This is a genomic window from Mesorhizobium sp. B2-4-19, assembly GCF_006441315.1.
Taxonomy (GTDB): Bacteria; Pseudomonadota; Alphaproteobacteria; order Rhizobiales; family Rhizobiaceae; genus Mesorhizobium.
The window spans coordinates 198095-217931 of the sequence record NZ_VFUV01000001.1; the positions used below are offsets into that span (position 1 = coordinate 198095).

At 60.9% G+C, this 19837-nt stretch carries 16 protein-coding genes; 10 read left to right on the forward strand and 6 right to left on the reverse strand.

Annotated features, from left to right (window positions below; translation table 11 throughout):
- The first annotated feature begins 23 nt into the window (after positions 1-23).
- From FJ546_RS00935 to FJ546_RS00950, 4 genes are all read left to right on the forward strand, one after another.
- Entirely contained in the window at positions 24-1250 is a 1227-nt protein-coding gene (locus tag FJ546_RS00935; protein ID WP_095770826.1) for an ROK family transcriptional regulator, read from the forward strand.
- Complete coding sequence (locus FJ546_RS00940) at positions 1251-1697, forward strand: RbsD/FucU family protein (protein WP_140887373.1); 447 nt, start codon at positions 1251-1253, stop codon at positions 1695-1697.
- Positions 1694-2617 (forward strand): carbohydrate kinase, encoded by a 924-nt coding sequence (locus FJ546_RS00945; protein WP_140887374.1) that lies wholly within the window; start codon positions 1694-1696, stop codon positions 2615-2617. Before FJ546_RS00940 ends, FJ546_RS00945 begins: the two co-directional genes overlap by 4 nt.
- Before the next feature lie 260 nt (positions 2618-2877).
- Positions 2878-4020, forward strand: a complete 1143-nt coding sequence (locus FJ546_RS00950; protein ID WP_140887376.1) for a DegT/DnrJ/EryC1/StrS aminotransferase family protein — start codon at positions 2878-2880, stop codon at positions 4018-4020.
- A 13-nt stretch (positions 4021-4033) separates the two neighbouring features.
- Here the strand turns inward: FJ546_RS00950 and cysQ are convergent, their stop codons facing one another.
- Genes cysQ through cysD form a run of 3 tightly spaced genes read right to left on the reverse strand, consistent with a single transcriptional unit; the run spans position 4034 to position 7681 of the window.
- Positions 4034-4825, reverse strand: coding sequence for a 3'(2'),5'-bisphosphate nucleotidase CysQ (gene cysQ, locus FJ546_RS00955; RefSeq protein WP_181167801.1), 792 nt, complete (start codon positions 4823-4825; stop codon positions 4034-4036).
- Positions 4826-4835: 10 nt separating this feature from the next.
- Positions 4836-6773 (reverse strand): sulfate adenylyltransferase subunit CysN, encoded by a 1938-nt coding sequence (cysN, locus tag FJ546_RS00960; RefSeq protein ID WP_181167766.1) that lies wholly within the window; start codon positions 6771-6773, stop codon positions 4836-4838.
- 2 nt (positions 6774-6775) lie between these two features.
- Entirely contained in the window at positions 6776-7681 is a 906-nt protein-coding gene (gene cysD / locus FJ546_RS00965) for a sulfate adenylyltransferase subunit CysD (protein WP_246686707.1), read from the reverse strand.
- Positions 7682-8172: 491 nt separating this feature from the next.
- On the opposite strand from cysD, the gene FJ546_RS00970 reads away from it, so the two are divergent.
- Complete coding sequence (locus FJ546_RS00970) at positions 8173-9525, forward strand: O-antigen ligase (RefSeq protein ID WP_140887379.1); 1353 nt, start codon at positions 8173-8175, stop codon at positions 9523-9525.
- Between the two features lie 18 nt (positions 9526-9543).
- The gene (locus FJ546_RS00975) at positions 9544-10497 is read left to right on the forward strand and encodes an SDR family oxidoreductase (RefSeq protein WP_140887381.1); all 954 of its coding nucleotides are present in this window, start codon (positions 9544-9546) and stop codon (positions 10495-10497) included.
- On the opposite strand, the gene FJ546_RS00980 is transcribed toward FJ546_RS00975, so the two are convergent.
- Together FJ546_RS00980 and FJ546_RS00985 are read right to left on the reverse strand one after the other, a co-directional pair.
- Positions 10485-11030 carry a sugar transferase gene (locus FJ546_RS00980; protein ID WP_181167803.1) on the reverse strand — a complete coding sequence of 182 codons (546 nt, stop codon included), beginning with the start codon at positions 11028-11030 and terminating at the stop codon, positions 10485-10487. The two genes, FJ546_RS00975 and FJ546_RS00980, sit on opposite strands and share 13 nt — an antisense overlap.
- Positions 11031-11183: 153 nt before the next feature.
- Positions 11184-13172 (reverse strand): nucleoside-diphosphate sugar epimerase/dehydratase, encoded by a 1989-nt coding sequence (locus tag FJ546_RS00985; RefSeq protein WP_140887382.1) that lies wholly within the window; start codon positions 13170-13172, stop codon positions 11184-11186.
- A 396-nt stretch (positions 13173-13568) separates the two neighbouring features.
- Here FJ546_RS00985 and FJ546_RS00990 point away from each other — a divergent pair, with 396 nt between their 5' ends.
- Positions 13569-15023, forward strand: coding sequence for a phosphomannomutase (locus FJ546_RS00990; RefSeq protein ID WP_140887384.1), 1455 nt, complete (start codon positions 13569-13571; stop codon positions 15021-15023).
- A 179-nt stretch (positions 15024-15202) separates the two neighbouring features.
- Here FJ546_RS00990 and FJ546_RS00995 read toward each other — a convergent pair whose 3' ends face one another.
- Positions 15203-16135: a glycosyltransferase family 2 protein gene (locus FJ546_RS00995; protein WP_140887385.1), complete on the reverse strand. Its 933-nt coding sequence runs from the start codon at positions 16133-16135 to the stop codon at positions 15203-15205.
- Between the two features lie 502 nt (positions 16136-16637).
- Between FJ546_RS00995 and FJ546_RS01000 the strand changes: the two genes are divergently transcribed.
- From FJ546_RS01000 to FJ546_RS01010, 3 genes are all read left to right on the forward strand, one after another.
- Positions 16638-17429, forward strand: coding sequence for an ABC transporter permease (locus FJ546_RS01000; protein ID WP_140887387.1), 792 nt, complete (start codon positions 16638-16640; stop codon positions 17427-17429).
- Positions 17430-17488: 59 nt separating this feature from the next.
- Positions 17489-18136 carry an ATP-binding cassette domain-containing protein gene (locus tag FJ546_RS01005; protein ID WP_246686708.1) on the forward strand — a complete coding sequence of 216 codons (648 nt, stop codon included), beginning with the start codon at positions 17489-17491 and terminating at the stop codon, positions 18134-18136.
- A gap of 383 nt (positions 18137-18519) precedes the next feature.
- Positions 18520-19740 carry a sulfotransferase family protein gene (locus tag FJ546_RS01010; protein ID WP_246686709.1) on the forward strand — a complete coding sequence of 407 codons (1221 nt, stop codon included), beginning with the start codon at positions 18520-18522 and terminating at the stop codon, positions 19738-19740.
- Positions 19741-19837: the final 97 nt, after the last annotated feature.

The following is a 19837-nucleotide window of genomic DNA, read 5'->3' on the forward strand; positions in this document are numbered from 1 at the left end:
GGGGAAACGATGGGAGGAACAGGGTGGAGACCGCCACTGCGAGGCACGGTTCGCCCGAAGCGAATGACAGCCTGATTCACCGCGGCACCAACCAGAGCGGCATGCGCGATCACAACGAGCGGCTGGTGCTCTCGCTGGTGCGCCAGCAAGGCAGCCTGGCGAAATCCGACATCGCCCGCATGACCGGACTTTCGGCGCAGACGGTTTCGGTCATCATGCGCGAACTCGAGGAAGAAGGCCTACTCGTGCGCCAGGCGCCCCTGCGCGGCAAGATCGGCCAGCCTTCCATACCCATGGCGCTCAATCCGGAGGGCGCCTTCTTCATCGGCCTCAAGATCGGCCGCCGCAGCGCGGAACTGGTGCTGATCGATTTTCTTGGGCACGTGCGCTCTATGCTGCAGCACTCCTATCGCTATCCGGCACCGCGCGAGACGGTTGAATTCGTCACTTCAGGCATGAAGAAGATGCGCGGCGAACTGACACCGGCGCAGGACAAGCGCATCGCCGGGCTCGGCATCGCCATGCCGTTCGAACTGTGGAACTGGGCCGACACCGCCGGTGCGCCGCGCGATGTCATGGACGAATGGCGCCACCGCGACATCAGGGCCGATATCCAGTCGCAATGCGATTTCCCGGTCTATCTGCAGAACGACGCCACCTCGGCCTGCGGCGCCGAGCTCGTCTTCGGCCAGGCGGGCGGCGCGCGTGACTTCGTCTATTTCTATATCGGCGCCTTCGCCGGCGGCGGCATCGTGCTCAACGGCCGGCTGTTCGGCGGGCCAACCGGCAATGCCGGCGCGCTCGGCTCCATGCCGGTGCCCGGGCCGGACGGCAAGCCGACCCAGCTGATCGACGTGGCGTCGATCGCCATGCTGGAAAAAGCGCTCAATGCCCGCGGCGTCGAGGCCTCGCACCTATGGACGTCGCCCGAGGATTGGGGCGAGATCGGTTCCGAACTCGACGACTGGATCGCCAGCGCTTCACAGGCGCTTGCCTATGCCATCGTCGCGGCGTCCTCGGTCATCGATTTCGAGGCGGCGGTGGTCGACGGCTGGATGCCGCAGGCGGTGCGCCGCAGGCTGGTCGATGCCATCATCGCGGCCATTGCGACAATCGACGGCGAAGGTCTGAAACTTCCCGCCGTTCGCGAGGGAACCGTCGGCATTCATGCCCGAGCGCTCGGCGGAGCCAGCCTGCCGCTTTCCGAGCGCTTCCTGATCGGCTCGACGACGATTTCCAGGAGCGCCTGAATGCTTATCGGAATCCCGGCGCTGCTCGGTCCGGACCTCCTGGCGACACTGCGCGCCATGGGCCATGGCGATGAGATCGCCCTGGTCGACGGAAACTATCCGGCCGAGGAGCAGGCAAAGCGCCTGATCCGGGCCGATGGTCATCCTCTCATTCCGGTGCTCGATGCGATCTTGAGCGTGCTGCCGGTCGACGACGCCGTTCCGGAAGCCCTGTTTCGCGCCTCCGTCAAAGGCAATCCCTCGATTGCCGATCCAGTCCATCACGAGATCGAGGCAATCTGCGCCAAGCACGCACCGGGCCGCAAGGTGGTTGCACTGGCAGGCGCCGACTTCTATGCACGGGTCAAGTCGGCGCATGCCATTGTCGCGACAAGCGAGCCCAGGCTTTACGCCAACATCATCATCCGCAAGGGCGTGATCTATCCGCCGGAGACCAAGACGCCATGATCCTCTGCTGCGGCGAAGCCCTGATCGACATGCTGCCGCGCATCACGACGCAGGGCGAGCCGGCCTTTGCCCCCTATGTCGGCGGCGCGGTGTTCAACACGGCGATCGCGCTTGGCCGATTGGGTGCGCCGGCCGGCTTCTTTTCGGGCCTGTCGTCGGATCTTTTCGGCGGCCAGTTCAGGGATGCGCTGGGCGCGAGCAAGGTCAGTTCCACCTATGCCCACACCTCGCCCAGGCCGACCACGCTCGCCTTCGTACGGCTCACCAATGGCCAGGCGACCTACACGTTCTACGACGAGAACACCGCGGGGCGCATGCTGACGATCGACGACCTGCCGTCGCTCGGCAACGAGATCGAAGCCATGCTGTTCGGCGCCATCAGCCTGATCTCGGAGCCCGCCGGCGGCGCCTATGAAGAGTTCATGCGGCGCGAGCATGCAAGCCGCGTCATGATGCTCGACCCCAACATCAGGCCGAACTTCATCCCGGACAAGGCCAAGCACCTCAGGCGCATCCGCGAGATGATGGCGATGGCCGACATCGTGAAACTGTCGGACGAAGACCTCCATTGGTTCGGCGAAGCCGGCTCGCATGAGGATGTCATCAGCAACTGGCTCGACCGAGGACCCAAGCTGATCGTCGTGACCCATGGCAGCGAAGGTGCCGTCGGTTACACCAAGGACCACACCGTCACCGTGATGCCGGAAAAGGTCGAGGTGGTCGACACGGTCGGCGCGGGCGATACGTTCAACGCCGGCATTCTCGCCTCGCTGCATGAACAGGGCCTGCTGACGAAGGCGGCCATCGGCGACCTTCCGCAAGACGCCATTCGCAAGGCATTGGCGCTTGGTGCCAAGGCAGCGGCGGTGACCGTGTCGCGCGCGGGCGCCAATCCGCCATGGCGGCATGAAATCGCCTGAGTAACGCTCAATTTAAGCTGAGCCAGCCGATCACTTTATGTTTCGCGGGGCCGCCCAGCGGGATTATAAAGACGCAAACGCGCCCGACAAAGCCCGGATTTCCGGCATCTTGTGAAGATACGCCGGAAATCGGAGGTAACAGACTGCGACACCTAGGCAATTGGCGGCTCTGGCTGTCCGGCTTTCTCGGCAAGCACAACTCTGGTACCAGCGGGTTCTTTGGCTAAACCGCCCGGTTAAAAATCGTTTTTGAGGCTGACATGCAGTTCATCGATCTTGGCGCACAGCGCGAACGCATCCGCGACCGGCTGAAGGCCGCGATCGACCATGTCGTCGAGGACGGCCGATACATACTGGGCCCGCAGGTCGCGGAGTTCGAGAAGAAGCTTGCGGCCTATATCGGCACAAAACATGTCGTGGCCTGCGCCAACGGCACCGATGCGCTGCTGCTGCCGCTGTTCGCCGCCGGGATCGGCCCGGGCGACGCGGTGTTCGTGCCGAGCTTCACCTTTGCCGCCACCGCCGAAGTGGTGGCGCTGGCCAAGGCGGAACCTGTGTTCGTCGATGTCGATCCGGTGACCTACAACATCGACATCGCCAGCCTCGAGGCGGCCATCGCCATGATCAAGAAGGAAGGCCGGCTGCAGCCGAAGGCGATTATCCCGGTCGACCTGTTCGGCCTCGCCGCCGACTACGATGCGATCATGGCGATCGCCAACCGCGAAGGGCTGTTGGTGATCGAGGACGCCGCCCAGTCGACGGGCGGGTCGCTCGACGGCAAGATGTGCGGTGCGTTCGGCCATGTCGGCTCGACCAGCTTCTATCCCGCCAAGCCGCTTGGCTGCTATGGCGACGGCGGCGCGATGTTCACCAACGACGACGAGATGGCCGACAAGCTGCGTTCCTTTGCCTTCCACGGCAAGGGCGAGACGCAGTACGACAACATCCGCGTCGGCATCAATTCGCGGCTCGACACGCTGCAGGCGGCGATCCTCATCGAAAAGCTCGCCATTCTCGAAGACGAGATGGTGGCGCGCCAGTTGGTGGCAAACCGCTATGCCCAAGGGCTGGGCGACATCGTCACCGCAGCCCGCAACCTCGATGGCAGCCGTTCGGCCTGGGCACAGTACGCCATCGAGACACCCAGGCGCGACGGCCTGAAGACGCATCTGAGCGAAAAGGGCATTCCGTCCGTCATCTACTACGTCAAGCCGCTGCATGCGCAGGTCGCCTATAGCGACTACCCGCGCACGCCGACCGGTCTTGCCGTCTCGGAGGAACTGCCGAAGCGCATCCTGTGCCTGCCGATGCACCCCTATCTCAGCGAAGCCGACCAGGACCGGATCATCGAGACGATCCGCAACTACATCGGCTCGAACTCGGCGCAGGCTGCGGCCGAGTAATCGGCAGCGGATATCAGAGGGGACTCGCCCCTGCCCTGCCGCTGGCAATGAAATGCGGGTTGGCGAAATCCTCGTCATCGGCTTGATCGCGTTTGCCGTAAGCCAAGGGCTTGCCATCCAGCGTTCGTGTCGTACCTCCCGCCGCGCGCAGCACCGCGTCCCCCGCAGCGGTGTCCCATTCCATGGTGCGTCCAAAGCGAGGATAGACATCCGCCTCGGCGCTGGCGAGAAGGCAGAATTTCAAGGAAGAGCCAACGGAAACGATCTCGGCTGCGCCGAGGTCGCGAATATAGGCTTCGGTTTCCGGCGTGTTGTGGGAGCGGCTGGCAACCACGGCCAGCGGTGATGCGGCCGCTCTCACCGAAATCGGCCGGCGGCCGACGATCTGATAGTCATCATCGATTTCCAGGGCTTCCGCGCGGCCCGGCCGTCCCGAAAAGAAGCGGCCGGTGCAAGGCGCGAAAACGACGCCGACTTCCGGCACACCATGGCGGACAAGCGCGATGTTGACGGTGAAGTCGGTGCGGCGATTGACGAATTCCTTGGTGCCGTCGAGCGGATCGACAAGGAAAAAGGCCTCACCAAGATCGGTCGGCATGATTCCAGCCGCCGCTTCCTCTTCGGCCACGCAGGGAATCTCGGGAAATGCGGCGCGCAGGCCGGAGAGAATGATCTTCTCGCTCTCGCGGTCCGCCTCTGTCACCGGCGAGGCGTCTGATTTCCGGTCGACGGCGCAGCCGGCGTGGAAGACGCGCATCACCTCGCGTCCAGCCGCCAGGGCCAGCCGCTCGAAGATGTCGAGCATCGACCTGTCGTCAGATACCGCCGCCACTTTCATATTGGTCTTCGGCAATGTCGCGCTCATTCAGCCAATGTTCCAAGGCATCTACCATCTCTTCCGCCGATTTGCCGAGCGTCTTCAGACGGATTTCCGGGTTTTCCGGTGCTTCGTAAGGTGAATCCACGCCGGTGAAATTCTTGATCTCGCCATTCAGCGCGCGGGCATAAAGGCCTTTCGGGTCGCGCCTGGCGCACTCCTCGAAAGGCGTGTCGACAAACACCTCGATGAACTCGCCATCGGCCATCAACTCGCGCGCCATACGCCGTTCGGCGCTGAACGGCGAAATGAACGAAACAATGACGATCAACCCCGCATCGGCCATCAGCTTGGCCACTTCGGCGACCCGGCGGATGTTCTCGACGCGGTCGGCATCGGTGAAGCCGAGATCGCGGTTGAGACCGTGGCGGACATTGTCGCCGTCCAGAATATAGGTGTGGCGGCCGGTGGCGAACAGCTTCTTCTCGAACAGGTTGGCGATGGTCGACTTGCCGGAGCCGGAAAGCCCGGTGAACCAGAACACAGCAGGCCGCTGGTTCTTCATATCGGCGCGCACGCGCTTGCCGACATCGAGCGATTGCCAGTGGATGTTCTCGGCACGACGCAGCGAGTGCACGATCATGCCCGCGCCGACGGTGGCGTTCGAGATGCGGTCGATCAGGATGAAGGCGCCGGTGGTCCGGTTTTCGGCGAAGGGATCGAAGGCGATCGGCGCCCGTGTCGAGATGTTGCAGATGCCGACTTCATTCATTTCAAGCGACTTGGCCGCCTCATGGGCGAAGTCGTTGACGTTGATGCGGTATTTCAGGTCGGTGACGGTGGCGCTGGTCTGGTCGGTCTCGGTGCGCAGGATGTAGGAGCGGCCCGGCAGCAGCGCATGCTCGTCAAACCAGACGATGTTGGCGGCGAATTGATCGGCGACCTGCGGCCTGGCGGCCGGCGAAACCAGCATATTGCCTCTGGAGACTTCGACCTCGTCGTCGAGAACAAGCGTGATGGCCTGGCCGGCCACCGCCTGTTTGAGATCGCCGCCATGAGCGACAATGCGTCTGACATGCGAGGACTTGCCGGATTTGGCGACGACGACCTCGTCGCCCTGCGCGATGGCGCCCGAAGCGATCGTGCCGGCAAAGCCGCGGAAATCGAGATTGGGGCGGTTGACGTACTGCACCGGAAAACGGAACGGCTGCTCGACGGCGGCTTCTTCGACCGACACGGTCTCGAGGTGCTCGATCAGCGTTGGACCGGAATACCATTGCATGTTGTCGGAGCGGCCGCTGACATTGTCGCCGTAGCGGGCCGACATCGGGATTGGCACGATGGTCTGGAAGCCGAGATCGCGCGAGAATTTGCCGTAGTCTTCGACGATCCGGTCGAAGACCGCCTGATCGAAATCGACGAGATCGATCTTGTTGACGGCCAGCACGATGTGCCGGATGCCGAGCAGCGAGGCGATGATCGAATGGCGCCTTGTCTGGCGCAGCACCCCTTGCCTTGCGTCGATCAGCACGATCGCCAGATCGGCGGTCGAGGCGCCTGTCGCCATGTTGCGGGTGTATTGCTCGTGGCCGGGCGTGTCGGCGACGATGAATTTGCGCTTGGGCGTGGCGAAGAAGCGGTAGGCGACGTCGATGGTGATGCCTTGCTCGCGCTCGGCCTCGAGACCATCGACCAGCAGCGCGAAATCGATGTCATCGCCGGTGGTGCCGTGCTTGCGCGAATCGCGTTCGAGCGCGGCGAGCTGATCCTCGAAAATCTGCTTGGTGTCGGACAGGAGGCGGCCGATCAGCGTCGACTTGCCGTCGTCGACCGAACCGCAGGTCAGGAAGCGCAGCAGCGACTTCTTCTCCTGCGCGGCCAGGTAGTCCCGGATGCTGTCGGTGGGGGCGAGGCTTTTTGCCATGATGTGGCGCATGGTCAGAAATACCCCTCGCGCTTCTTCTTTTCCATCGAGCCGGCTTCGTCGCGGTCGATCAGGCGGCCCTGCCGCTCGGATGTGCGCGCGGTCAGCATCTCGCCGACGATGGCTTCGAGCGTGTCGGCATCGGATTCGATGGCGCCGGTGAGCGGATAGCAGCCCAAAGTGCGGAACCGCACCAGGCGGTTCTCCACTGTCTCGCCGGGGCGCAATTTCATGCGGTCATCGTCTTTGAGGATCAGCATCCCGTCACGCTCCACCACCGGCCGTTCCTTGGCGAAATAGAGCGGCACGATCGGGATGTTCTCCTGCAGGATGTACTGCCAGATATCGAGCTCGGTCCAATTCGACAGCGGGAAGACGCGGATCGATTCACCCGATGCGATGCGGGTGTTGAAGATCCTCCACATTTCGGGGCGCTGGTTCTTCGGATCCCAGACATGTTGGGCATTGCGGAACGAGAATATGCGCTCCTTGGCGCGCGACTTTTCCTCGTCGCGGCGGGCGCCGCCAAAGGCGGCATCGAAACCGTACTTGTCGAGCGCCTGGCGCAGTGCCACGGTCTTCATGACATGGGTGTGGGTGTTCGAGCCGTGGTCGAACGGATTGATGTTGTCGCGCACGCCGTCTTCATTGACATGAACCAAAAGGTCGAAGCCCAGTTTCTGCGCCATCTGGTCGCGGAAAGCGATCATCTCGCGGAACTTCCAGGTCGTGTCGACATGCAGGAACGGGAAAGGCGGCTTGGCGGGATAAAACGCCTTCATCGCCAGATGCATCAGCACGGATGAATCCTTGCCGACCGAATAGAGCATGACCGGCTTGGCAAAGGCGGCCGCAACCTCGCGGAAAATGTGGATGGACTCGGCTTCAAGCCGCTGCAGATGCGTAAGCGCGATTGTCATAGACTGTGAGCGTTCTCTCATGCCTTGCGACAGAAGACCTTGCGTCAAATCATCGAGCTTTTGTGCCCGGTTCAAGCGTCGCTTCTGGACAAAGTGTTTCGTGCGGGCGTTCTAGCAGATCGGCGCACGGCAAAACAATGCAAGACGAGCCCGGCAGCAGTCAGTTCGGGAATGATTTTTCCATCCTTCCGCCAAAACCCGGAAATTTCTGTTCGCGAGGCCTGCAGCCGGGAAAAGGCTGGGAAAAAATTGCTCGGCAGACCATGACGGCGGACGCTCCTTGAGCCCATTCCCAATCCTCGGGCACCGGCCGCCGATTTTAGGTGACGACAAGCTCCACCGCACTATCGAAGAGACAGCCCAGCCGCTATATAGCCACCGGAAGCGGGCAAGATGCGTCATCAGGCAGAGCAAATTTCAACGCGAGCACACTCGGTTCCGCCGAACAGGATGTGCAGTATAGAGCTACTCGAGAATAGCGAGCCCGAAACTTGACTCGGCTTTCGTCTGCAAGTCAGCAACTCACGCCTTCGCGGGTCAATATCTACTTCTCCATTCTTTGCTTCTTTTTTCCACCGGTTTTGGGATCGGTGGTCAGCTTCGTATTCAATGGCGGCGCTCTGTGGTCCGTCCTGTTGATCGCCCTCAAGAAAAGGCGCTTCAATACCGACCCGGCGATGATGGCGACGACGATCGCGATCTATGCCTATTGCGCGGCCAATCTGGTGGCGTCCATCGTCAACAATGCGATCGCCAGGGACGCATTGCACCTGATCCCGCTTGTCACCTTCCTGTTTTTCCCCATCTCCTATTCGACCTGGAGCATTACGCAGAAGACGACACTTGTCCGTATCATCGTGCTGAGCAGCATGGCGGCCTGTTTTGTCGCCCTGCTTCTGGCGGTCTTCCAACAACATTGGCTTGGTATCCGCGCCGAGGGTGGTGCCGGGAATGCAATTGTATTCGCGGAAGTCCTCTGCCTTGCCGTGGTGGTCTGCGTGGCCGGCGCCCTGTCGGACATCGAGCGACACAGGATCGCCCTCATTTGCGCGGCACTTGGCGGGACGATCGCCATCATCTACTCCGGCACCCGTATTGTCTGGCTGGCACTGCTGATTGCCGGTATCGCCGTTCTGCTGATCAACCAGCATAGGCTCAAGGGAAGGAACGCCATTCGCCTGCTGGTGCTGTTGCTGGCGGCCGGTGCCGTCATCGCGGCTGTCGGCTTCCAGACAATATCCGGGCGTGTCGACTTCCTGCGTTCCGACTTGGACGCGCTCGTCCTCAACGGTGACCACACGACGGCCATAGGATTGCGAATGGCCGTGTGGGATATTGGCCTGAAGGCGTTTCGTGAGATGCCGCTGTTCGGACATGGAGTGGGTGCCACCCAGGCCTTGATAAGACAGGGCTTCCACGATCAGTTCGGGATGGATGCAGGTTTCAATCATTTCCACAACGGCTTCCTGACCGCCCTGGTGCAGGCAGGACTCCTGGGCGCCTTGACGCTGGCGGCGATCTTCGTCGTTGCCGCCAGGAATGCAGCCGTGGTTTTGCGAAATAGCACCGATCCGATCGAGCGTTTTGGCGCTACGATGATTGTCATCGTGGTGATCACCTATCTCACGTCCGGGATGACAGGCATCCTGATTGGCCACGACATTCTGGACTCGGTGCTGATGATCTTCCTGGTGTCGGGAACGTATCTCGCCTTGGGCCGTCAGGCTCCGTTGCCGCAAGACCAGGCGTTTCCGCCCGAGACGGAAGAGCGAGTGCTTCCGCCGGTGACGGAAGACGCCCCTCTTCCAGGAATGGAAGATCGGGCGCTTCGATTCACTCAATAGCCGTTCGGGGCAAGACCAATGAAAGTTCTGGTCACAGGCGCGACAGGCTTCATCGGCCGCCAGGTGGTGCATCGGCTTCGTGAGGCCGGCGCCGAGCTTCGCCTCGCGTCCCGCTACCCGGAGAGGCTTGGTCGGGGACATGATGCCATGCAGATGCCCGATGTCGATGCGCCGACGGCTGCCTTCCTGGCGCTTGCCAGGGGTGTTACCGATGTCGTTCATTGCGCGGGTTTGAACAATGATGAAGGCAACGCCGCCGAAGCCGATTTTCGGGCGGCCAATGCGGAATTGAGCGCAAGGCTGGCGCAGGCGGCGGCCGAACAGGCAAGCGGACGGTTCATCCAGCTCTCGTCGATCCGGGCCGTGATCGGTGCCCGCGTCAGCGCAACGATCAACGAGAACACGATTCCCGATCCGCAATGCGCCTATGGGCGCTCGAAGCGCGAAGCAGAGATCAGGGTGCTTGAAGCCTATGCGTCGCATGGCCGTTCCGATGCCACCGTGTTGCGGCTGCCTCCAGTCTACGGAGCCGGCATGAAAGGAAACCTGGCGGCGCTGATGCGCCTGGCCGATACGGGCCTGCCGCTGCCGACAGGTGCCCTGACGGGAACCCGCTCGCTGCTGTCATCGCAATCGACGGCAGGCGCGGTATGGCATCTGCTCAGCCTTTCGGCGCGGCTGCGATCGATCTATGTCGCCAGCGATGTGCCACCGGTTTCGACCGCCGGCATTGTCGGCGCCTTTCGCGACGGTTTCGGACGGCCCAGGCGCCTTATGGCCATGCCGGCCAGGCCGTTGCGGGCGGCCGCAATCCTCTTGGGCAAGCGGGCGTCCTGGGACAGCCTGACCGCGACCCAGATATGCGACCCCTCCCTGCTCGTATCCGAAGGCTGGCTGCCGGAAACCGGGACGCTGGAGCGGCTGGCCGAAATAGCGCGGCTCGGAGACGCTCAATCGCCTCAGGTGCGATAGAGCGTTCCAAACAGGATGCGAAGGTCGAGCCAGAACGACGCCGTCCTGAGATAGGCGGCATCCGTTTCGGCCAGAAGCCGCGGGTTGGACATGTCGATGCCCCTGATCTGGGCCATGCCGGTAATGCCCGGACGTGCCGTCAAAACCCCCAGCTGCCGGCGGCGCTCGATCAGTTCCGTCTGTGTCGGCAGGCAAGGGCGCGGCCCGACCAGGCTCATCTCGCCCCGAAGAACATTCCAGAATTGCGGCAGCTCATCGAGCTTGAACTTCCGCAAGGTTCTTCCGACCGCGGTCACGGCATTTGCTGGCGCCTCGTGCGAGGGCAAGGACGGCGTTCCCTGATACATCGTCCGCAATTTATGGCAGAGAAACAACACACCATCGCGGCCGACCCGTGTCTGCGAAAAAATCACCGGACCGGGCGACGATGCCCGCACCGCAAGCATGCAGAGCAATAGAACAGGGGATATCACCAACAACAGCAAGACCGCCGCGACGAGATCGAAGGCACGCTTCAGTCCCTTCACGGCCATCCCCTCATCACTAGCGCCATTCCAGGAAGAGTGTGAAACGGTTTGCCCGGCAAAAGCCAGGAGCGCTTTCCCGGCGGAAATTGCTCCGACACCGTCGACCGCGGATCGATATCCAGCCAAAATCCCGCCATTCAACCGTCAGCCGCAACGTATCTAACCTGCTTGCCCGACCGTTCTCGGGCCAGTTTCCTGCCGCGTGTCGGGCGCTGGCGTCTCCGGCAGATGGAGTTGCGCCAACACGGCAAGGGCGGAAGCCTTGTCCTGGCTCTTCATTGCCGCCTGCAACGCGGCCAGCGCAGCCTGAACCGTAGGCCACGCCACCACATCGGTCCTGAGACCGAAGATCTTGGCGATGTCGAGCGTGATGATCTCTTCGTTGGCGCCCTGAAGCGTCTCATGCAGCTTCTCGCCGGGCCTGATGCCGGTGAAGCGGATCGGGATATCCGCATAGGGCGTCTTGCCGGCCAAGCGGATCATGGTCTCCGCGACTTCAAGAATCGGCACGGGCTTGCCCATGTCCAGCATATAGATGGCATAGTCGTCCTTGCCGTTACGCGACTGGGCGTCGGCGGCCGCCATGATGACGAGGTCGACGGCTTCCGCCACCGTCATGAAATAGCGGGTCATGCGTCGATCGGTAATCGTGACCGGGCCGCCGGCTTCAATCTGTGCCTGAAAGATGGTCGCCACCGAACCATTGGAGCCAAACACGTTGCCGAACCGCACGGCTATGAATTTGGTGCCGGTACGGCGCCCGTCCGGCGCGATTGCGTGGCTTTCGTGCAAGGAACTGACGAGTTGCTCGGCGGCTCTCTTTGTGATGCCAAGCACCGAGGTCGGATCCACGGCCTTGTCGCTCGATATGAGCAGAAACTGCGGAACACCGCATTTGGCGGCAACCTCAGCGCAGACAAGCGTACCGAAAACATTGGTCTGGATAGCCGATTCCCAGTTCTCCTCGAGCAGCGGAACGTGCTTCAGCGCCGCGGCATGAAAGATGATGTCCGGTTTGAATTCCGTGACGACACGAGTCATCTGACGCCGGTCCGCGACATCGACAATGCGCACCTTCAGGCGATCATGGTGCTTTTCGTCGACATACTGGCTCAACTGGAAGATGCCGAACTCGGAATTGTCGGCGACCAGCACCGCCCCCGCCCCCAGCTCCAGCGACCGCTTGACCAGCGTGCGGCCTATAGATCCGGCGCCTCCCGTCACCAGGACGCGCTTGCCGCCGACGAAGGCACCAATACGCGCGATATCGGATGGCACGGTCGGGCGGCGCAGGATCGTTTCCATCTCGACTTCGTCGAGAACGATCTTTCCCTCCTGCCCAAGCTGCGAAAGGCTCGAGAACTGCAAGACGGTTATGCCGCCATGCCGGGCGACACGCACAAGCTCGGAATATTCCTCGATCTCATGCTCGACGCCGCTGCCGAAAATAAGCAGGTCGATGCTCCTGGTGCCGGCGGCGTAGTCCTCAAGGACATCGATCAGGCGTGGCCGGGACGCCACCACGGGAACACCTTGAATCCGTGTGCCCAACGGCGCGCCGCGCTCGGTCGCCATGATGCCGGCAATGGAATAATCGGTCGGCTCTGCCGTGCGCGTGAAGCGAATGATCAGGTCGGCCTCACCAAGCCGACCGACGAACAGCGCCCGCCTGGCTTGCACTTTATCGACCCTGAGGGTGAGGATGCCCCAGCTCGCGCCGTCGCGAAGAAATCGGTAGAACAGCCTCGGCGCCGATATAATGGTGAAGGAAACGAGGAAAAAGACGATGAATTGGCGTTCGTTGAGGCCAGCCACGGGCTGGATGAGACGAAACATCCGCGAAACAGCATAAAGCACGACCGTCAGAATCGCACAGCTCTTCAGAATGTTGAAAAAGTCCGGGGTCGAGGCAAAGCGCCAGATCGTGGTGTAGAGACCACAATATCTGAACAGCAGGTGGCTGATGAGAACGATCCCGGCCCAGGCGATCAGGCCTTGGTAGGAGAATGCATCGAACGAAAGGTCTGACCGGGAGAGGACGAGACTAAGCGCCACCGCAACCAGGACCATGAGCATGTCCTGGATCATGATGATGACGCGCCGTATCTTCGGTCGAAATCCGAACACGGCTTCTGCATTGGAAGTCATTGGCGAGTATTGAACTCCAGGCGTGAGAACTTCAACACTAATGCGGCGTCAGATCGAATACCATCCGTCAACGGCCACCTATTCTCAGCGTCAAATCCTCGGCCCCCGCCGTCGCTACCGCATAGCGTGGACGTGAGGTCATCGCCAGGGATTTTTTCACAGACGGTTCGATTGCGATCAAGTGTCGACCAGATATCGCGCAACCGGCGGAGAGGTTTAAGGTTCACGCTGTTGCCAGGAGCAGGTCGGGCGATGCGATTGGCTGGCGTCCGACGCACTTTCCACCGCGCTGCCGTTACCCGTTCGTTCATCGCGACGCACTATCTTTCAAGCTCTCGGGGAAAACCTCGGGTGGGCGGCAAAGCGCTTTTCGGTTAACAGGGAACCTACCTCGATATGACAGCCTTCCCTCTCATCAGCCAAAGCGAAGTGATGAAATTTGGATCGAGTGGCCTCAGAGGCCTGGCTTCGGAATTGGTCGGGAACCCGAGTGGGCTTTATACTGAAGCTTTCGCCTGGCGCCTGGCTGCCGGCGGGATTCAGCCGAATGCCATGGTGCTGGTGGGTCGTGACCTACGCGACAGCAGCCCCACCATTGCCGCCAACTGCATGGCAGCCCTGGCGGCAAGCGGGCTTCAACCGGTCGATTGCGGCGCTATTCCAACACCGGCTTTGGCGCTGTACGGCCAGCAGCATGGTGCAGCAGCGGCACTTATGGTGACGGGTTCGCATATTCCCGCTGACCGCAACGGTATCAAATTTTACAGCCCGCGCGGCGAGATCAGCAAGGCGGATGAAGCCGCCATGGCACAATACGCCGCCGGAAGATCGGGAGCCTATCGCCCTCCGCCTCCGCCAGGAACGGCCTTGCCAACACGCCATGATCAGGCGATCGCCGCCTATCGCGCGCGCGCCGAGATCATATCGGAGCCCAATTCCCTTTCCGGCATAAGGGTCGGCGTTTATCAGCACAGCTCGGTGGCGGCGGATCTGCTGGTCGAGATTCTCCAATCCCTTGGCGCTCATGTGACGCCTGTCGGGAAATCCGGTACCTTTGTGCCCGTCGACACCGAAGCCGTCAGCCCGACCACACTTGCCAGATTCAAGCGTTGGGCCGGAGAATTCAACCTCGATGCCATCGTGTCGACAGATGCCGATGCCGATCGTCCGCTTATCGCCGACGAGAATGGCGATCTTTTTCGCGGCGACCTGATCGGCCTCGCCACGGCCTTGTTCTTGCGGGCAGACATCGTCGTGACGCCGGTGACCTCCAATTCGGGCATTTCGAAAGCTTTCGGTTTCGAGGTCGTGAGAACGAAGGTCGGATCTCCCTTTGTTATCGAAGGGATGGAAGCATCATACCATGCCGGCCGCATCGTCGTCGGCTTCGAGGCCAACGGCGGCGTTCTCCTAGGATCGGATTGTTCCCTGCGCGGAAAGACACTGGCGGCATTGCCGACACGGGATTCCCTACTCCCGATCCTCGCCGTCCTAGGTCTGGTTGCCTCGACAGGGAAAACGCTGTCGCGGCTGCGCGCGGTTTGGAAGCTTCCGGTTTGCGCAAGCGAGCGACTTGAAAACTTCCCGGTGGAAAGCGCGCACAGCCTGATGCGCCGCCTCGCGGATCGGGATGCATTGCAGCAATTCCTGGCGCCTTTCGGGACCGTTGCCGAGGTCGACGAGACCGACGGCTTCAGGATGCGAATGCAAACTGGTGAGGTCATCCATTTGCGGCCCTCCGGCAACGCACCTGAACTTCGCTGCTATTCGGAGGCTGCAAACCCGGACAGAGCGGCTGCGATCGTGGCATTGACGCTTGAAAGGGCGCTGGCGATCACGTCCGCGGATTGAACAGCGGCCGTCTCATGAAGATGGTTCTCGCACTGGTGCAAGACCCCTTCCGACGGCGGTCACTGCGTTCGCTGGCCTCATGCGAGAACTCCCCGACGTCAACTTGTGCCGGCGAAGAAGCGCTCGGCCGAACGGGCACTGGTGCACCGCTCGACCACGCGCCCTGAAGCGATTCGATTTCAGATGCGACCCAGGATGAATGCGAGATAAAGCCCCAAGGTCCCGGCAAGGGTCTGCCGATAGACGCCGCTTGCGGGCAGAGTCCGCAAACGCTGGAAAAGACCGCCCTGCCGACCGCTTGCGAACAGGTCGAGGCACGCCGCGGCATCCGGCGTAAGGAGGTCGCGATTGAGTGCCAGACCGGCAAGGTTGACATCGGTCCAGTCGGCAAACTCGCCCTTGAACAGGCGCCCAAGCCGCGAGACCCTTGCCCGCCACGACACGTTGGCGCCGACAAGGTTCGCCGCGTGCTGCCGGTAGTGCACCAGGGGCCGCGGGTCGTAGTGGACAACGCCGCCGGCTCCGGTGACAATCAGATAGGCCCACCAGTCGTGGCTGACGAAGCCCGTGCGTGCCGAAGCCCTTGCCAACAGATCGCGCGCCGCACGGTTGAGCAGGATGGTGTTGCCGCCGGCGATGCTTTGCACGAGCGCGTTGCGGAAGGATGGCGGCCGCCGAAACAATGGCGACTGGCCGACAAGGCTTCCCGTTTCGGTCATGGTCGCGGTTCGCGAGCAGAACATCAATGGCGTTTCCGCGCCGAACGCCTGCATCCATTGGATGGCACTTTCCAGCCTGTCCGGCTCCCAGACATCGTCCTGATCGCTGAAGGCATAGAAGTCGGCATCGACACGCCGGTCGACTATCATCGAACGGAAATTGGCCGCGAACCCTCGGTGCGGCCCCTCTACCAACGTCACTCGACCCTTTGTCCAGCGGGACTTCCAGGCTTCGATGATGGGAACCGTGCCGTCGACGGAGCCATCGTCGGAGATCCAGAGGTCGATGAGCGGATGCGACTGTGCGAGCAGGGATTGCAACTGCTCATCAATGAACGCGGCGCCGTCTTTCGTGCCCATCAGCACCGCTATGCGCAGATCTGCCCTATCCACGAATGTCGAACACCTTACTTGAGTTCTTCAGGAAGGCGAGGTGCATCTGTGGCCGAAGTCCGAATACAGATTCCAGCTTCATCGGATGGCACCAGCTCCAGGCTCGTGGACGTGAACACCAGCAAAGTGCGAACACGAAAATCGCTCATGGCCGTTCACTTTTCTCAAAGGGCGATTTCCGGCCCGTCGCGTTGTATCGCATACTGTGGGCTCGAAGTCATAGCCAGAGGTTTTTTCGGGACGAGCGGACGGTCAATGGAGAAGCATGGTGCATCATTCTTGGGTGATTGCCGCGAGCCTGACATTAGTCTCGGCTAACGAAGAAAGCCGCACGGCATCAGCCCGTGTCCAGTTTTGCCGCAGTTGACTCTGCTCGTGACCTCGTTACGACGCAATGCGTTGCCATGTGCCTGTCGAAATGGCTATTAGAGATGGGTGTGGTGGTTCGCCATGGCCGGCGAAGGACAATGCGCCAGAACAACGGATTGCGATACTCCCAGCTATGATTGCGGCACTAAACGGCGCTTTTGACGACATCTCAAAAGCCATGAGACTACACCGGGTCTGGATCGCGCTTGCCCATGAGGATATCGGCGACCAGCACAGACGCACGACGCTAGGCCCGCTTTGGATGCTGGTCAACTATTTCGCGTTCGTCGGCACATTTGCCTTTGTTTTCGTTACCAAGGACGCAAGCAACCCAAGCTATATAGCCTATGTGGCCATCGGCATGCTGGTGTGGTTCTATCTTACCGAGACCATCACCATGAGCGTGTCTCTCTTCCAGCGCGAAGCGAGCTTCATTCAGGGCACGACGCTGCCGTTGTTCGTGTATGTGATGCGCTTGACGATGCAATGCATCATTCGGGCTGGTTATTCGCTGGCGGGTTGCGTTCTCATTCTGCTTTTGAGCGGTTACGGAATCAACACAAACTGGCTGCTGTCCTTGATGGGATTGTTGCTCCTCATCCTGGCAACCCCTGCATTTGTGGTGGTTTTTGCGTTTCTGGGCGCATTCTTTCCCGACAGCGAATTCATCGTTGGCAACCTGATGCGGGTGGGCATGTTCTTCACGCCGGTCTTCTGGGTCTATAGTGGGCAAGAGGGCGTTCAAGAATATGCCTATCATTGGAACCCGTTCACCTATTTCCTGGAGGGCGTGCGCGAGCCGATCACGGCAGGCATATTTCCGGGGCATTCCTTGGCGGTGACAGGTTATTTCTGCCTCGGCCTCTGGGCTATTGCGCTGCTGCTGCTGGGCCTTTATCGCAAGCGCATCGTTTTCCTGATCTGAGTTCCATGACCTCCATCACCCTGAACAATGTCAGCCTCGTCTATCGCCTGTTTGAAAAGTTGACGCTTTCGGCGCCCGGCCGGCGTCGGAGCGCTCTCGGCGGCAACATAGCCAAGTCGGGCACCGGACAGGTCGTACAGGCGCTCGACGGTGTCAGCTTCGAGCTCAAGGCGGGCGACCGGTTAGGGCTTGTCGGCCCGAATGGCGCCGGCAAGACCACACTGCTCAAGGTTCTATACGGAATCTACCAGCCATCGGGTGGCACGATATCGATCACCGGCAAGGTCGATGCCCTGTTCAACATCCACATAGGGTTTCGTCCCGAGGCCACCGGGCGCCGAAACATCGTGCTGAGAGGCTTGATCAGCGGTTGGACGGCGGCCGAGATCGAAGAGAAGATGGAAGAAATAATCGATTTCAGCGAACTGGGCGACTTCATCGACCTGCCGTTCAAGGCGTACAGCCAAGGCATGGCGGCACGTTTGGCGTTTGCAGCAGCGACCACTCTCGAGCCTGAAATTCTGCTGATGGATGAATGGATTGGCGCCGGCGACGCGTCATTCCAGGAAAAAGCCAAACGACGCATGGACGAACTGGCGGAAAAGGCCGGCATCATCGTGCTGGCCAGCCACGACGATGCGCTCATCCGGCGCGTCTGCACGAAGAAACTCACACTTCGAGCTGGCCGGGTGGAGTCTCTGGCTTAAAGCGTCTCGCGCTATTCGATATCGCGGTCGAGCGAGGGCTCGATAGTCGTAGCGTCATCCTTTTCCGCAGGCCTTCAACAAAACCACTCTCGAAGTCGCGGCCGAGCAACAGAAATCGGCCCGCCCTGTCAGTCCCGCAACCCGACCAGGAGCTGCGTCCGTCGCGATCTTCATAGAATTGACGTTTTGATAGAGCCTGGTCTAAGCGTACTGAACGTTGACCAACCGGACCGAAAAGCACCTTCAATTTGATAACCCGAACAGCCGGATTGCCACAGGCACCGAGGCGTCAAGCCATCCTAATCCTGGGAATGCACAGGAGCGGAACCTCTGCGCTTGGGGGCGTAATCAATGCATTGGGAGCAGCCGGCCCGAAGACCCCGTTGCCGTCGCACGCGGCCAATCCGCGCGGATTCTTCGAGAGCGCGCCCCTTGCCATTGCCCACGACGAACTGCTCGCATTGGCAGGCACGTCCTGGCTTGACTGGCGTCAACTCGACCAGCAAAGGATGAACTCAAAGGCCACAGAGCCGTGTCGCCAGAAAATAAAACAGCTGCTCATCGAGGAGTTCGGTGACGAACCATTGATCGTTATCAAAGACCCGCGGACATGCAGATTTGTTCCGTTCATGTCGTCGATCTTGGACGAAATGAATGTCAGCCCTGTCGCCCTTCTGCCCGTACGCAATCCTCTTGAGGTCGCATATTCGCTGCACCGGCGGGATAAAATCACGCTGCCAGAGTCCCTGCTGTTGTGGCTCAGGCATGTGCTCGAAGCCGAATATCATTCACGACACATGCCGCGATATATTCTGTCATATGAAGGGTTCCTGGGCGACTGGCGAAAGCATATGGACCGCGCAGCTGAAAAAACGGGTGTTGTCTGGCCTGCTCAGTCCGACCACGCGGACGTCAAGATCGAGCAGTTTCTGACGACAGACCTTTATCATGAAAGGTCCACGCTCGAAGATGTGCGTAATCATCCGGATGTTACGTCGCTGGTCCGTGAGACCTATCAAATTCTGACCGCAATCGCCGCCGGCGATGAAGACAATGGCTTGCTTGCTCAGCTGGATATTATGCGGACGAGATTCGACGAAGCCTGCGAAACATTCTCGGTAGCCATGGCGACGGAGGAATTGGCGGTTGCGCAATTGCGTGGTGAACTTAGCGCACGCGGCACAGAGACGGAGCAGGTCCGTCAAGAAAATTCGAAGCTTGCGAGCTTTTTGGAACAGCAATCCGTCGAAATCCGCGGCTTGGCGGACGAACGTGATGCCCTCGTCGGAACTCGCGACACTCTGATCGCTGAACGGGATGCTCTCGTAAATACCCAAGCTAGCTTAATCGCCGAACGCGATGTGCTCGTAGATGCCCAAGCTAGCTTAATCGCCGAACGCGATGCGCTCGTAGATGCCCAAGCTAGCTTAATCGCCGAACGCGATGCGCTCGTAGATGCCCACGCTAGCTTAATCGCCGAACGCGATGCGCTCCTACGGGACATGAACTGCATCGCCAATGAGCGCGACGCGCTGCTCACGTCGCGCAGTTGGCGGCTGACCGCACCTTTGCGACTGATAGGTGGTCTGTTCGCCCGTGGCTGATGCAGGCGCGGACAGCAAACGCGCGGCGAGAGGCATCTGGAGCGCCTCACGAGCGACTTGCCCAGGTGAGCGAGCTCAGTTTGTTGCATCGCGATCT